The sequence below is a fragment of the Pedobacter agri genome (assembly GCF_032678665.1).
GTDB lineage: Bacteria > Bacteroidota > Bacteroidia > Sphingobacteriales > Sphingobacteriaceae > Pedobacter > Pedobacter agri_A.
On the sequence record NZ_JAVTSH010000003.1, the window covers coordinates 394,659 to 409,626 of the forward strand.

16 protein-coding genes are annotated in these 14,968 nt (G+C 37.7%); 14 read left to right on the plus strand and 2 right to left on the minus strand.

Annotated elements, in window-relative coordinates:
- Nucleotides 1–8: 8 nt before the first annotated feature.
- Both hisD and hisG read right to left on the minus strand, forming a co-directional pair.
- The gene (hisD, locus tag R2Q70_RS08285; protein WP_316807142.1) at nucleotides 9–1,286 is read right to left on the minus strand and encodes a histidinol dehydrogenase; all 1,278 of its coding nucleotides are present in this window, start codon (nucleotides 1,284–1,286) and stop codon (nucleotides 9–11) included.
- Between the two features lie 60 nt (nucleotides 1,287–1,346).
- A complete protein-coding gene (hisG, locus tag R2Q70_RS08290; protein ID WP_316807143.1) occupies nucleotides 1,347–2,198 on the minus strand; it encodes an ATP phosphoribosyltransferase in 852 nt (283 codons plus the stop codon).
- A 274-nt stretch (nucleotides 2,199–2,472) separates the two neighbouring features.
- On the opposite strand from hisG, the gene R2Q70_RS08295 reads away from it, so the two are divergent.
- The 14 genes from R2Q70_RS08295 (at nucleotide 2,473) to R2Q70_RS08360 (ending at nucleotide 14,952) form a co-directional block, all read left to right on the plus strand.
- On the plus strand, nucleotides 2,473–4,038 hold the full coding sequence (locus R2Q70_RS08295) for a L,D-transpeptidase family protein (RefSeq protein WP_316807144.1): 1,566 nt from the start codon (nucleotides 2,473–2,475) through the stop codon (nucleotides 4,036–4,038).
- 104 nt (nucleotides 4,039–4,142) lie between these two features.
- The gene (locus tag R2Q70_RS08300; protein ID WP_316807145.1) at nucleotides 4,143–5,084 is read left to right on the plus strand and encodes a hypothetical protein; all 942 of its coding nucleotides are present in this window, start codon (nucleotides 4,143–4,145) and stop codon (nucleotides 5,082–5,084) included.
- Nucleotides 5,085–5,123: 39 nt separating this feature from the next.
- Nucleotides 5,124–5,693 (plus strand): L,D-transpeptidase family protein, encoded by a 570-nt coding sequence (locus R2Q70_RS08305; protein ID WP_410478365.1) that lies wholly within the window; start codon nucleotides 5,124–5,126, stop codon nucleotides 5,691–5,693.
- 285 nt (nucleotides 5,694–5,978) lie between these two features.
- On the plus strand, nucleotides 5,979–6,554 hold the full coding sequence (locus tag R2Q70_RS08310; protein ID WP_316807146.1) for a TerD family protein: 576 nt from the start codon (nucleotides 5,979–5,981) through the stop codon (nucleotides 6,552–6,554).
- A 15-nt stretch (nucleotides 6,555–6,569) separates the two neighbouring features.
- Nucleotides 6,570–7,235, plus strand: a complete 666-nt coding sequence (locus R2Q70_RS08315) for a TerD family protein (protein WP_316807147.1) — start codon at nucleotides 6,570–6,572, stop codon at nucleotides 7,233–7,235.
- A gap of 42 nt (nucleotides 7,236–7,277) precedes the next feature.
- The gene (locus tag R2Q70_RS08320; RefSeq protein WP_316807148.1) at nucleotides 7,278–7,829 is read left to right on the plus strand and encodes a TerD family protein; all 552 of its coding nucleotides are present in this window, start codon (nucleotides 7,278–7,280) and stop codon (nucleotides 7,827–7,829) included.
- Between the two features lie 15 nt (nucleotides 7,830–7,844).
- Nucleotides 7,845–8,504: a TerD family protein gene (locus R2Q70_RS08325; protein ID WP_316807149.1), complete on the plus strand. Its 660-nt coding sequence runs from the start codon at nucleotides 7,845–7,847 to the stop codon at nucleotides 8,502–8,504.
- Complete coding sequence (locus R2Q70_RS08330) at nucleotides 8,504–8,932, plus strand: hypothetical protein (RefSeq protein ID WP_316807150.1); 429 nt, start codon at nucleotides 8,504–8,506, stop codon at nucleotides 8,930–8,932. Before R2Q70_RS08325 ends, R2Q70_RS08330 begins: the two co-directional genes overlap by 1 nt.
- Nucleotides 8,933–8,938: 6 nt before the next feature.
- Entirely contained in the window at nucleotides 8,939–9,577 is a 639-nt protein-coding gene (locus tag R2Q70_RS08335) for a vWA domain-containing protein (protein WP_316807151.1), read from the plus strand.
- A 9-nt stretch (nucleotides 9,578–9,586) separates the two neighbouring features.
- On the plus strand, nucleotides 9,587–10,222 hold the full coding sequence (locus R2Q70_RS08340) for a vWA domain-containing protein (protein ID WP_316807152.1): 636 nt from the start codon (nucleotides 9,587–9,589) through the stop codon (nucleotides 10,220–10,222).
- Nucleotides 10,223–10,711, plus strand: a complete 489-nt coding sequence (locus tag R2Q70_RS08345) for a hypothetical protein (protein WP_316807153.1) — start codon at nucleotides 10,223–10,225, stop codon at nucleotides 10,709–10,711.
- Nucleotides 10,712–10,963: 252 nt separating this feature from the next.
- On the plus strand, nucleotides 10,964–12,016 hold the full coding sequence (locus R2Q70_RS08350) for a TerY-C metal binding domain-containing protein (RefSeq protein WP_010601228.1): 1,053 nt from the start codon (nucleotides 10,964–10,966) through the stop codon (nucleotides 12,014–12,016).
- Between the two features lie 2 nt (nucleotides 12,017–12,018).
- Nucleotides 12,019–13,434, plus strand: a complete 1,416-nt coding sequence (locus R2Q70_RS08355) for a PP2C family serine/threonine-protein phosphatase (protein WP_316807154.1) — start codon at nucleotides 12,019–12,021, stop codon at nucleotides 13,432–13,434.
- Nucleotides 13,435–13,443: 9 nt separating this feature from the next.
- Nucleotides 13,444–14,952 (plus strand): serine/threonine-protein kinase, encoded by a 1,509-nt coding sequence (locus tag R2Q70_RS08360; RefSeq protein ID WP_316807155.1) that lies wholly within the window; start codon nucleotides 13,444–13,446, stop codon nucleotides 14,950–14,952.
- Nucleotides 14,953–14,968: the final 16 nt, after the last annotated feature.

A 14,968-nucleotide genomic window follows, 5' to 3' on the forward strand; every position in this document is an offset into this window, starting at 1 on the left:
CCAGCAAACTATTTTAATCTTATCGTTATTGCATTCTTATGTGCTTCCAGTCCTTCAGCTGCTGAAAGCGTTTCAACAGTAGCTCCAATATTTTTTAATCCATTGGATGATAAATGTTGAAATGTAATTTTCTTAAGGAAAGCATCAGTTGAAACACCTGAATACGCTTTGGCAAAGCCACTTGTAGGTAGAGTATGGTTTGTTCCTGAGGCATAATCTCCTGCACTTTCTGGAGTAAAGTTTCCCAAAAATACTGAACCTGCATTGATTATCAATGGAATAAGGTTTTCGAATCTTTCTGTAGCTAAAATTAAGTGTTCAGGCGCATATTCGTTTGAAAAATCCATTCCAACTGTTAAATTATCAACCAGAATTGCGTAAGAATTATCTATAGCTTTTGCCGCAATTTCCTTTCTTGGAAGTATATCTAGCTGATTTTGAATTTCTAAAATTGTTTGTTCTATTATTTCTTTTGAGGTAGAAACTAAAATTGCCTGACTATCAGTTCCGTGTTCTGCCTGCGCAAGTAAATCTGCAGCAACAAATGACGGGTTGGCAGTCTTGTCAGCAATAACTAAAACCTCCGAGGGACCAGCTGGCATATCAATCGCAACCTTATTTTGAACCATTGTTTTGGCAGTAGTAACATAGCGATTGCCTGGGCCAAATATCTTGTAAACCTGTGGTACGGTTTCAGTTCCGAAAGCCATTGCGGCAATAGCCTGCGCACCTCCAATCAGGTAGATTTTTTCAATGCCTAAAAGGACAGCACAGTAAGCTAAATAGCAATTGGTTTTTCCATCACTTTGTGGTGGCGAGCAAACTACTATCTCTTTACAACCTGCAATAATTGCAGGTGTAGCTAACATTAAAAATGTGCTTGGTAAAACTGCAGTTCCACCGGGAATATACAGGCCAACCTTTTCAATCGCTCTCGATTCCCGCCAGCAAACCACGCCTGGCATCGTTTCTACTCTATCTTCAGTTTTTAATTGAGATTGGTGAAATGCTTTGATGTTCTGATAAGCAGTTTCGATGGCTCTTTTTGCATCAGCAGGAATAGTGGATGCAATGCGCTTTAATTCCTCAGCATCTAAATAAAGTTTTTCTAACGTTACTTTGTCAAATGCTTTTGCAAAATTAAACAATGCTTGATCACCATCATTTTTTACCGTTTTGATGATGTCTGCAACCCGCTCTTCAACCAGTTTATCGTCTTCAATTTGTCGCGAACACAGTTCTTCAATTTTTGATTGAGATAAATCTGTATAATTATAGACTTTCAATATGTTATAATTTAAAATTAACTAATAGTTAACATGAATTTATACTTTTTTGGCTTGTTTTTAGGTAATGATTTTCTCAATTGGCATCACTAAAATACCTTCGGCACCTGCAGCTTTTAAGCTGTTAATTTTATCCCAAAAATCTTCCTCGGCAATTACAGAATGTACGGCAACCCAGTTCGGTTCAAACAACGGAACTACTGTCGGACTTTTAACACCTGGTAACAAATCGACAACTTTTTGCAGGTTATCTTTTGAAACATTTAGTACCACGTACTTATTCGATTTTGCACTTAAAACCGAGCGGATTCTTTGTAGTAATTCTGCAACTTCTGGGTTATCAACTATCGATTTATTTCCAATCAAAACCGCTTCAGAATTCATTACATCGGCGAACGGTTTTAGTCCATTACTTTTCAAAGTTCCGCCTGTAGAAACGATGTCAAAAATAGCATCACTTAAACCTAAACCTGGTCCGATTTCTACCGAACCTGAGATCGTTCTGATGTCTGATTTAATTCCCTTTTCTGTTAAGAATTTTTCGAGAATTACGGGGTAAGAAGTGGCAATTGCTTTGCCGTTTAAATCTTCTAATTTTTGGATTTCGCTGCCCGATTGAACTGCGATTTTTAGAGTACATTTTCCAAAGCCAAGGCGTTGTAAATATTCAACATTTGCTTTGGTTTCGGTGATTACATTTTCACCAACAATTCCTAAATCGGCAATGCCATCCTGAACGTATTCAGGGATATCATCATCACGAAGAAAGAGAATTTCTAATGGAAAATTTTGAACAGTTGATATTAAAGAACTCTTATAGTTTTCGAAAGAAAGACCACAATTTTTTAATATTTCTACGGATTTTTCGTTTAACCTACCCGATTTCTGGATAGCAATTTTTAGTGTTTTCAAAGTATTGAATATAGAGTGTGCAAGAAATTATTCTACGGAAAAAAAGTTTTGAAGTACAAAACAAACATATCATATCGCCTATCGGCGATGATGCAAATGTAAGTGATGGTTCAAAGTTAATTTCATATATTTATTTCTGCCAATATCAATGCTTTAGCTGATTAGCGCTGGCAAATATAGTGTTTGAAATGGGAAATCAAAAAATAATGGCACTTAATTTGTCTTAATTGGTTTTTTAAATTGCTATAGCTCCATTTTTACAATAAATATTTACGTGTTGAAAAACTTTCGCTTTCTAATTATACTTGGTATTTTATTCATTTCTGCCTGTGGATGGTTTAAACAGCCACCTGAGATTGGGAAAGTGCTTGCTGAACATTTCAAAAATAAGGTTTATAAAGATTTTGATACCATTGCATACGACAGTGTTTTTGTAAAAACCCTGGATAGTTTATCAGAATCTTTTATTAATCCAAAAACGATTAAGTCTTTTTACGCAGCGAATAGTAATGAGCCAAAAATGGTTACCAAATTCTACATTAATGGGGAATTAGATTCCCTTGTGGAATTCCTCAACAATAGTACCATTCATGGTTTTAATCCTAAAATTTTCAGGGTTGATGAAATAAAAACTTTATTGACTGAACTCTCTGCTAATGAAATTAAAAAGGTCGAAAACAGTTACCCAATTATTGCGAAGCTTGAGTTATTATCGGCAAATGCCTATTTGAATTACAATAATTATTTAAAATTCGGGGTGGTTAATCCGCGTAATATTTTCTCTCGTTATTATATCAAAGTGAAGCGTCCGGATAGTGTGGGTATGATTAAACTTTTAGGGTCTGAAAGCCTCGTAGAAGAACTTAGAAACGCACAGCCAAAATCAGCCCAGTACAAGGCTTTACAATCAGCATATTTGGCAGCCAGTAATGCCGACGAAAAGCGTATTTTACTGCTAAACATGGAGCGTTTCCGCTGGGCTATGCCTGAAACCGGTAGCAACTTTGTACAGGTAAATATCCCTGATTTTAAACTCACCTGGTTCGATAAGCAGGATACGGTAATTTCGATGAAGGTTTGCGTAGGGGGAAAACGTGAGAGTGGGTACGAAGAAAAGTTGAAAGCTTTTGCAAAATCAGGTAATTTGGATGATAAACCAAAAAACCATGAAACCCCAATGTTGTTCAGTAAAATCAACTCTATACAGGCAAATCCGGTTTGGAATATTCCGGTAAGTATTGCTCAAAGTGAGATCTACTGGATGGCGAGAAAGGATCGGTATTATCTATCCAACAGTAACATCAACGTTTACTATAAAGATAAATTAATTGGAGAGCCAGATACCATAAACTGGAGTAGATATTCGAGAGATAAGCTGCCATTCAAATTTAAACAAGGGTCCGGAGGCGGTAATGCACTGGGGAAATTTAAGTTTATTTTTGACAATGGTTCGAGCATTTATCTTCATGATACCAATAACAAAAATGGTTTTAATCTAAGTAACCGGGCAATTAGTCATGGTTGTGTGCGGGTTGAAAAACCACTTGAATTTGCTGAGAAACTGGTTGGCGATAGCTATACCTACGATAAATTAAGGGCTGAAGTTGATTTGCCACCGGTAGATAGTACCCACAATAAATGGTACAAAAAACGTCTGGCTGCAAAAGCCGATACTACAAAATCATTTCAATTAAAACCTGCCTGGTTCGGCCCTAAAAAAGCAGTTCCGCTGATTATCACTTATATTACTGCCTGGGCCCAAAATGGTAAAATCGAATATCGTCCTGACGTTTATCAAATGGATGAGAAACTATGGACAGCCTTGAAAAAATTTAGATAATTGTTATTAATGCCAGTTAGAATTTGGTTTCCCTGCTATATTCTAACTTTTTAATGCCGTATACATCCCAAATTGATTTGTGTTTTTGTTAGTGGATTTATATTTTGAAAACTTTTATTGCCTTCTTTTTTCCTGCTGTTTTAATCTATTTTTTTATTGCCCATAAGCCTAAACCTTCAACTGGTGAACTATTGACTGAAAGTTTGCACAATGAGCAGTATTTAGCATTTGATTCCCTTGAATTTGATTCAGTTTTCACAACGGAAATAAAAAACTTGTCTGCCAAATACATAAACATCCATAAACTTAAAGCGCATTATGCCGCTACTGGTAATCAGCCAATACTTCTCAATAAGTATTTAGTCAATAATGCTGTTGATACCCTATTGAACTTTCTTAAAACAAGCGGCGATCATGGCTTTAACCCAAAAATATTTCACACTTATGAAATTGAACAGCTGATTAACAAGCTAAGACAGAATGAGTTCAGCACGGTTAAAGAAAGTTATCCAATAATTTCGAGATTGGAAATTCTGTCAGCCGATGCTTTAGTTCGATATGCGAGTTATCTGAAATACGGTGCCATAAATCCGAAAGAAATCTTTGCCAGATATTTCATCGACGTGAAGCGGGCAGATAGCCTTTTTATACCAAATCTGCTAAATGCTGTCAATCTTGTCGATACGCTTTCCAGCTTACAAGGTAAGTCTTCTCAATACAAAGTTTTGCAACAAAGGTTTCTGAGTTCTAAAAATGATTCGATAAAAAAGGTGCTGCTAATTAATATGGAGCGTTTGAGATGGGTGCTTCCTGATGTTGGCAAGCAGTTTATACAAGTTAATATTCCTGATTTTAAGTTGGTTTTTTTCGACGGCAAAGATACCCTAACGGCTATGAAAGTTTGTGTAGGAGGGCCCAGGGATTTAGATTACGATGCGCAGTATAAGGTGTTTGAAAAAACGGGTGATATAAAAGATAGACCTGAAAACAGAGAAACTCCAATGTTGTTTAGCAACATTAAAAGGTTATACACAAATCCAGTTTGAAATATTCCTGAAAGTATCGCCCAGACGGAAGTGTATACGATGATCAAAAGAAGTTCGAGTTATCTAAAGCGCAAAAATATTGCGGTATATTATAAAAATAAAAAGATTGAAAACCCTTCTACCATCAGGTGGTACAAATACAATAGAAGTAATTTCCCTTTCTTATTTGTGCAGCAGCCAAGCGATGATAATTCTTTAGGGCGACTTAAATTCATTTTTCCAAACAGCAGTAGTGTTTACCTACATGATACCAACTTTAAGCAAGGATTTAAATTGAAGAACCGGGCGATAAGCCATGGTTGTATCAGGGTAGAAAACCCGTTAAAACTTGCAGAACTATTAGTTGTTGATACGGTAAAATATGATTTGGTACGAAAGGAGTTGGGACTAAAGCCTTTAAAAAATTATGCAGGCAAACCTGTTTCCAGTATTAAAGGTCAGCTGCCTCAAAAAGATTTAGTTCCGGTAAAATTTAGCCCGAAAGCTGAAACACCAATTCTCATCACCTATTTTACCGCGTGGTCGCAAAATAATAAAATTGAATACCGCCCTGATATTTACAAAATGGATGAAAAACTTTGGATAGCCATGAAGAAATTCAGATTATAACTTAAATGTTATAAAAATGTAAGGGGAATTTAACTGGCTTAAATTTGGAATTGGCATACAAAATAATATATTTGTTATTAAACATTAAAACTTATAAATCACGGTACAGGACATAAAAATTAACGCTCAACCTACGTCGCTGTAACCAATCCTATCCCTATTATTTAGAAAATTGCTAGCTGCTTTATTCATTAAAAAGGCTCTTTTTTCGCATCTCGTTGCATTTTTCAATGCGGCACTGGTGTGTTACATCTCATTTTTAAATAAACAAAACTTACATTAACAATGGCAATTAATTTACAAAAAGGACAAAAAATTAATATTGGGTTATCGAAAATCACGGTGGGTTTAGGCTGGGATCCGAACGAGGGAACTGGCTTTGATTTTGACCTGGATGCGTCGGCTTTTATGATTGATGGAAATCGCCTCATTCCGGCAGAAGAATACTTTGTGTTTTACGGGAATACCGATTCTCCAGACCAGGCTTTACACCATACTGGCGATGACCCGACTGGCGGAAACAGTGCTACTGGCGATGATGAAAGCATCCAGGTTGACCTCTCAAAAGTTGATGGCAGTATTCAGGAAATTCTTTTTGTGGTTACCATCCATGATGCGGTTACCCGTAAACAAAATTATGGCCAGGTAAGAAATTCCTACATCCGCATTGTTGACGATAGCACTGGTGAAGAAGTGGCGAAATATGAATTGGGCGAAGATTTTTCTATAGAAACAGGGGTTGAGTTTGGCCGCTTGTATAAACGTGACGGACAGTGGAAATTTGAAGCTTCAGGTATTGGTTATCGTGAAGATTTATCTTTCTTTTTATCCAAGTATTTTAAAGGTCAAATCATAAAGTAAAGCGAAACGTTCTGTATGGCTATAAATTTAGTTAAAGGTCAAACCATTGATCTTCGTAAAAATGATAAAGGCGAGGATTTCGATTTATCGAGAGTAACCATGGGCTTAGGCTGGGATGTTCGCCAGAAAGATACTGGTTTCTTTGGTAAACTTTTTGGCGCCAAAGAAGAAGAGTTTGATTTAGATGCCATTGCATTCTTGCTAGATGGCAATGATAAAATCCTGAATCTTGGAAGAACCGTTAATCAAAATGGTCGCCAGATAGGCTTATTTGAAGGCGATGTAATTTTTTTTAATTCGATGAGACATCCATCGGGCAACATTTGGCTTACCGGTGATAATAGAACTGGCGCAGGCGATGGAGATGATGAACAGATTATTGTAAAACTCGATTCACTGGATGCCATCTACCAGAAAATAGTTTTCGTGGTGTCGATCTATCAGGGCAGGCAAAATAATCAACATTTTAGTATGGTCGAAAACGCATTCATCAGAGCTGTTGATGCAAAGGGAAAAGAAATTACCAGATACAGCCTTTCTGGCGATGCAGCCCTAAATGGGATGTGTACAATGGTATTTGCCGAGGCCTACCGAAAAGACGGAGGCTGGAAATTCAGGGCCATTGGCGAACCGCATCAAACAGATAGTTTTTTGGAGGTTTTGAAAAAATATGTCAATTAAACCCATAGAGGCTTTAAATATAAATACATCAAATAACCAAATATGGCAATTAACCTGCAAAAAGGACAGCGAGAGGCGATTTGTGCGCCACAATTTACAGTAGGACTGGGTTGGGATACCAACAGTTCATCAACAGGAAGTAGTTTCGATTTAGATACTTCGATATTCGTTTTAGGTGAAAATAAGCGATTAATTTCTGATGCACATTTTGTGTTTTACAACAATTTAAAAACACCTGATGGTGCAGTTGAACACACAGGTGACAATTTAACAGGCGATGGAGATGGAGATGACGAACAAATCAAGGTGGATCTATCTAGAATTGGTTCAGATGCAGCTGAAATCTGTATTGTGGTAACCATCCACGATGCGGAAAACAGGAGACAAAACTTCGGACAGATTAGAAACTCTTACATCAGAATATTTGATGGGAATAAAACCGAAATCTTAAAGTATGAGCTGGAGGAAGATTTTTCAATTGAAACAGCGGTAGAATTTGGAAGAATTTACAAACGAAATAATGAATGGAAATTTGAAGCAGTTGGTGCAGGTATGAAAGATGGGCTCGAATTTTTCCTAAATAAGTATAACTAAAAATTGGACTAACAAATGGCTATTAATTTATCAAAAGGACAAAAAATTGATCTGCGTAAGGAAACTGGAGCGAAATTAACCAGTTTCTGTGTCGGCGTGAACTGGGGCGCAATTGAAACTAAAGGATTTCTGGGTTTATCAACCAATAAACAAAGTGTCGATTTAGATTTAAGCTGTATTTTAATTGATGAAAACAATAATTTATGCGATCACATTTATTCGCCGCTTTACAACATCGATTTCCTACAGCAATTTGGTTTGCCAAAAGGCAAGCTTGTTTCTTTAGATGGTGCATTAAGGCACACTGGTGATGATTTGCAAGGTGATTCCGGGGGTGATGATGGTTTAGATAATGAAATTATTACCGTTGATCTATCTAAAATAGATCCGAAGATTTCGAAAATTTTCTTTTTCCTAAATAATGTCGGCAAAGAGGATTTCTCGCAAATCCCATACTCAAAAATCAGAATGTATGAAGGTACGCCAACCCAGGTAAAAGAAGTATTTGCCTCTTATAATGTATCGGCAGAATCAAGTTATGCAGGCAAGAAAGCATTAATTTTGGGCAAGCTTTACAAACGGAACGACGAGTGGAAGTTTGATGCGATTGGCGATCCGACACCTGATACTTTTTTAGGTCAAACCATTCACTTAATCATTAAATCTTACTTGTAATGAATATTAAAAATATCGAAGGCTTATCTGGCGATCAAATCAGAAGTTTAGTGGCGCAAGGCGGAAAATTTGTAATGTATAAGTATTGCATTTCTGTAGTGGTGATGACATTTAATAATCCATCCGATTTTCATTTTATCCATCCGGGAAAAAGCAGAATCACTCCAGGTTTAGGGCTTTTATTTACCAACTTGTTTTTAGGTTGGTGGGGAATTCCGTGGGGACCAGTTTACACCATTGGGAACATTGCTACCATATTAAAAGGCGGAAAGGATTACACGGCCGAAATTTTATCGCACATTAACCAAAATGATCCAACCTATGGAACGGGTACTGGCTACAACATCCCCGGGCAAAATAATGGCGGCAGCACTTACAACGTTCCGAATAACAATGAAACTGCAAATACTTACAACATCCCTCAATAAAAAACTATGAGAAGATTACCCGTATACCTTGTGCTGGATACTTCAGGCTCGATGAGTGGAGAGCCTATAGAGGCTGTTAAAAATGGGGTTCAGGTAATGATCAGCTCGTTGAGGCAAAATCCGCAGGCCATTGAAACTGCTTTTTTGAGCGTAATTACTTTTGATAGCGCTGCACAGCAAATTATTCCCCTAACCGATTTGGCATCATTCCAAATGGTAGATTTAAGGGCCACGGGCGTAACTGCATTGGGCGAAGCTTTAAAATTGGTTGCGAACAGGATTGAAAATGAGGTAGCTAAAACCACAACGGAGCAAAAAGGCGATTGGAAGCCATTGGTTTTTATCATGACCGATGGCGTGCCTACTGATGATTGGTTGCCTGGTCTGGCCGAGTTTAAGAAACAAAAGGTAGCCTTTACCGTAGCCTGTGCAGCAGGTTCTGGTGCTGATACTACTGTTTTGAAGCAAATTACTGAAAATGTAGTAAGTTTAGATACCGCAGATTCGGCTAGCATTGGTAAGTTTTTCCAATGGGTTACCGCATCAATTGGTGTTAGCTCAACAAAAGTTGAAGATGCAGGGAAGGAAATAAGTTTATTAAAGGAACTTCCTCCGCCACCATCTGAATTGAATATTGTTGTTTAATCGAATTTTATGAGAAGATTACCTGTTTACTTTTTAATCGATACGTCGGGATCAATGTATGGCGAACCCATCCAGGCATTGAACAATGCATTAAGTGGAATGATCAATACTTTGAGGGCCGATGCGCAGGCATTAGATTCTTTGTGGATTTCGATGATCACTTTTGATCGGGAAGTGAATGAAATCGTTTCGTTAACTGAACTGGCATCTTTTCAACTTCCGGAAATTACCTGCCCGCAAAGTGGCCCAACACATACTGGCCAGGCATTACACATGTTGTATGAGAAGGTTCAAAACGATGTTATCAAAGGAAATGCTCATCAAAAAGGCGATTGGAAGCCATTACTGTTTCTATTTACTGATGGCAAACCAAGTGATTTACAGTTCTATCGGGAGATGATACCCAAAATTCAATCATTAAACTTCGGCGCTATTGTTGGCTGTGCAGCTGGTCATTCGGCTAACGATGCCCTTTTAAAAGAGCTCACACCCGATGTGGTGCATTTGGATACAGCCGATAGTACGACTTTAAAACAATTCTTTAAGTGGGTTTCAGAAACCATTGAGCAGGGTAACAAAAGCCAGGGAACCGGAGAAAGCGTAGCATTGCCACCGCCGCCAAGTGAAATTACAATGGTAATATAAATGGATGTACTCAGCGTAATCAGTATTGCAATAACCATTATTGGCTTTATTGTAAAAATGGCTTCTGGCGAAGAAACAAATCATGATCATGCTGATGAACAACACAGTTTCGACCCGACAGATCCTTTTCAAGAGGGCACTTTAGATGCGGTTGTGAACTGTTACGAAACTTTCAGGTTGTCAAATTTTAATATTAATCATTTGGCTTTCGATTTAATAAATGTAAATCAACCCAGGTTTACCCTGCAGGCAACCAGATTGAAAGGCAATTGCCTTAACTTAAAAGTTCAGTTTTTAGATGTGTTCGATAAGAAAGGTAAAAATGGTGAAATGAAAGAATTTAGTAACCATGTTACCACCTATTTCTCGGTAAATTATTTGGCAGATACTCAAAATGTAATGATTTATGGCTGCTCCAGTTACAATGAAAGGGTAGTAGAACGCTATAAAGATATCGCAGGTGAAATTCGTAATGCCATCTCTAAATGATTTTAGCCTTTAAAATTTTATCGAATATTTTGATTGTGGGATTATTCCTTTATTCAAAACTGTTGCCACATCAAGATAAACTAAATAACAAATACAAAAGTGCTTTCAACCTGTTTCAAAGCATTTTTCAACCTGTTCTTCATTTCCTTAAAACATTAATTAAACCGTTTCAAGTAGGGCAAGGCTTGGCAGTTGATATGACACAGATTATCTTACTGATCGTGCTATTGCTATTGAACAACTATTTTTAATATGAGAAGATTACCCATTTACTTTTTAATAGATATTTCCGAATCAATGGTTGGAGATCAAATCCAGCAGGTAGAAGAGGGGATGGCAACCATTATTAAAGCCATCAAAACCGATCCCTACGCCATTGAAACCGTTTGGATTTCGATTATTGTTTTTGCCGGACAAGCCAAAACCTTGGTGCCGTTACAGGAAGTGGTGAGTTTTTACCCGCCAAAATTCCCAATTGGTGGCGGTACATCACTGAGTAAAGGTTTAGGACACTTGATGTTCCAGATGCGGAAAGATATTGTTAAAACCACCATGGAGCAAAAGGGCGACTGGAAACCAATCGTGTTTTTGTTTACTGATGGCGTTCCAACGGATGATACCAAAACAGCGATTGCCGAATGGAAACAAAACTGGCAACGTACAGCAAATATGGTGGCCATTTCTTTTGGCGACAGTACGGACACACGGGTGCTATCTGAATTGACAGAAAATGTGCTTCAGTTTAAAAATGCCACAACTGAAGATTATAACAAATTCTTTAAATGGGTAACTGATTCCATTAAAACCAGCAGCATCAGTGTTGAAAACAATGAATCAGGCTTTGAACTGGCTAAGCTAGACGGAGATACAATTACCAAAATCGATATTTCCAAAGCACCGGCGAATACACAATATATCGACAATAACTATGTAGTATTAGCGGCAAAATGTCAAAACACTAAACGACCCTATTTAATGAAATACCGAAAGGTGATGAACGAATCGGGTTTTGAAGGGCTGAATCTGCAAACACAGGCTTATCGTTTGGTTGGTGGTTTTCAGGTTGATCAATCGTACTATGAATTTTGCGATGAAAATGGCATACAGCAAAAAGTAAATAGCGAAGAACTGATTGGTGCGCCCGCCTGTCCTTGTTGTGGCAACCAGTTCGGTTTGGCGGTCTGTGTTTGTCAAAAGATCCATTGTATCGGAAATGAACCCATGAGTACTTGTCCATGGTGCGGTAATTTTGGAAGTTACGGTTATGGAGAAGGTGGCTTTGATGTTGGAAGAGCACAAGGTTAAGCATGTTTGAAACCAAACAATACCTGGAAAATTTGCTTAAAAGCAAAAACATTGAAGTTTCCTCCCGCAGGCAACTTCTTTTTGAGCGATTTGCAAACGAAGAATTTAACGTTGAGGCCGTAAAACTGATAAAAGAAAAGCAAAAGATTATGATGGATAAGTGGCTGTTGAAAAATAAAATTGAAGATGTTTTGACAAAGCAAATGGTTATTCCAAATGCTACTGTTGGTAAAGCGTATCATGCTACTTTAGATTTGGAAGATCTGATTTCTGTGGAGTTTGATAATCTAGAACAGTATGGCTTAAGCTTCAACTTCGAATCAAAAACGATTGAAGGCGACCCCAGCCAAAGCGGTGATTTCAAAATCAAAATGAAATTTAATGTTTTGGGTGAAGAAGATGACATTGAGCCACACGTTAAAACACTTTCGCTGGTGATTAATGCCAATCCTAAATCACTTTGGAAAAACATTCCGAGCGACGAAGGAAAAGACGCGGAGTGGAAAAGAGAAAATTTTTGGAAAGAAGATCAAACATCAGATTTTCAGCCATTGGGAGATAAACACATCGTTGTTTCATCCAAACGTGGAAGAAGCCATGCCAATGTCGGCTCATTTAGAGAAGATGATTACGCCTTCAATCACTTTGAGGATAATGGGTGGAGCGTAGTTTGCGTAGCAGATGGCGCCGGCAGTGCGAAATTAGCACGGCAAGGCTCTAAAATTGCCTGCCATGCTGTGATCGAATATTTTGCTGAAAACCTAAATAAGGAAAGCTTTACCGTATTTGATGAGCTTATAGCTGATCACCACCAAAAAACCGACATCGATACTTCCAAAAAAATAAGTCATTTTGTCTACAACAACCTATCAAAGGCGGCCCAGTTTGCACATCAAAAAATTGAGCAGTTCGCAACGAAAACCGAAAATCCATTAAAGGATTTTCACAGCACACTGATTTTTGCGTTGTTTAAAAAATATGATTTCGGCTATGCCGTATTAACATTTGGGGTTGGCGATTGCCCGATAGGTTTGTTAAACAAAGATTTAACAGAAGTTAAGCTGATGAATTGGTTGGATGTTGGCGAATTTGGTGGTGGAACGCGGTTTATTACCATGCCCGAAATTTTCAACAGCGAAAAATTCTCCTCTAGATTTGGCTTCACATTAATCGAAGATTTCTCTTATCTTATGCTCATGACTGATGGCATTTATGATGCAAAATTTGTTGTAGAAGCCAACCTCGAAAAATTGGAAAACTGGAGAGCTTTTATTGATGATTTAAAAGGAAACAATGAAGATCAGGCTGCGGTTTCCTTCGAGTCTTCCAACGTGGAAATTGCCAATCAGTTATCAGCCTGGATGGATTTTTGGAGCCCTGGCAACCATGATGATAGAACTTTAGCGGTAATCTTTTAGCACAAAACGATGTCAATAATCACAGTAAAATCTTCTTTAACGGGTAATTCCTATCAATATGTAGACAATGGCGACCCTAAAAGTGGAACCGCTAAAGATGTTTATTTTAGTCCCGATCGAAAGTATGTTGTTGCGATTTTCAAAGAAAAGCAAGACTTTAATCAAAAAGAAAGGCTAACGAAAATCGTAACGAAATATCTTCATCAAATTGAAAATAAAGAGGCAGGAAAATATTACCTCGATGAAATTTATCGCTGGCCAACAGATATTGTTGAAACCAATAATAAAGTCGGAATCATTGTTCCCATTTATCATTCGAAATTTTTTTTCTCTAAAGGTTATTCATCAAGTGATTTAATTAAGGGAGAGGAAAAAAACGGAAAGTGGTTTGCAGCCGCTAAATTTCGAAACCGGCAGTTTCCTTTAAGTTTAGATCAAACGGAACTTGGCAGGTGGCTGAACTATTTTCAAATTGGGGTTAACCTGGCCAGAGGAGTAAAAAAAATGCATCAAATGGGCCTTTCCCATTCCGATTTATCTTACAATAACGTACTAATCGATCCTTCAAGCGGCTCCGCCTGTATGATCGATTTAGATGGTTTGGTTGTTCCCGGTATTTTTCAAGCCGAAGTAATTGGTACCGCCGATTTTATTGCGCCGGAAGTGCTTGCCACCAAACATTTAGATAAAACTGATCCCGCAAGGAAATTGCCGAACCGTTTAACCGATCTGCATGCTTTAGCTTGTCTAATTTACATGTATCTGCTTCATCGCCATCCGTTAAAAGGCGGGAAAGTACACGATTTAGATACGGAGAAAGATGACTTATTAAGCATGGGTGAAAAGGCTTTGTTTATCGAGCATCCTACGGATTTATCAAACCGACCAAAGCTGAATCAGGTTTCAAAATGGGATACTTATTGGGCAGATGTCAATAAAATCCCTTACACGATTACGGGTCCTTATCTAAAAACTTTGTTCGATAAGGCTTTTATTGATGGTTTGCATCACCCTATGCAGCGGCCAACTGCCGAAGAATGGGAAATTGCTTTGCTTAAAACAACTGATTTAATGCAGCAGTGTAGCAATATCTACTGTGAGCAGAAGTGGTACGTTTTTGATAACACTTCCATTCCGAAATGTCCGTTTTGTGGTACCAGTCATAAAGGTACTTTGCCGATATTGGATTTATATTACCAATTTCAGCCATCGGTTTGGAAGCCCGAAAATCATCGCCTGATGGTTTACCATAATCAATATCTTTTTCAATGGCATGTGAATAGGAATGTGGTACGAAACGAGAAATTAACCGCTGAACAAAAAGTTCCGGTAGGATATTTTACTTTTCATGAAACAAAATGGGTATTTGTTAATCAAAAACTAACATCTTTGGTTGATAAAACTGAAGATAAAGAAATTCCAATCGGCTCAATGGTTGAGTTAACCGATGGAAAGAAACTTTTGCTTTCAAAAGAAGATGGTGGAAGAGTAATTTTAGTAACGCTTGCAAATAAATAAATCAAAACTCTTAATA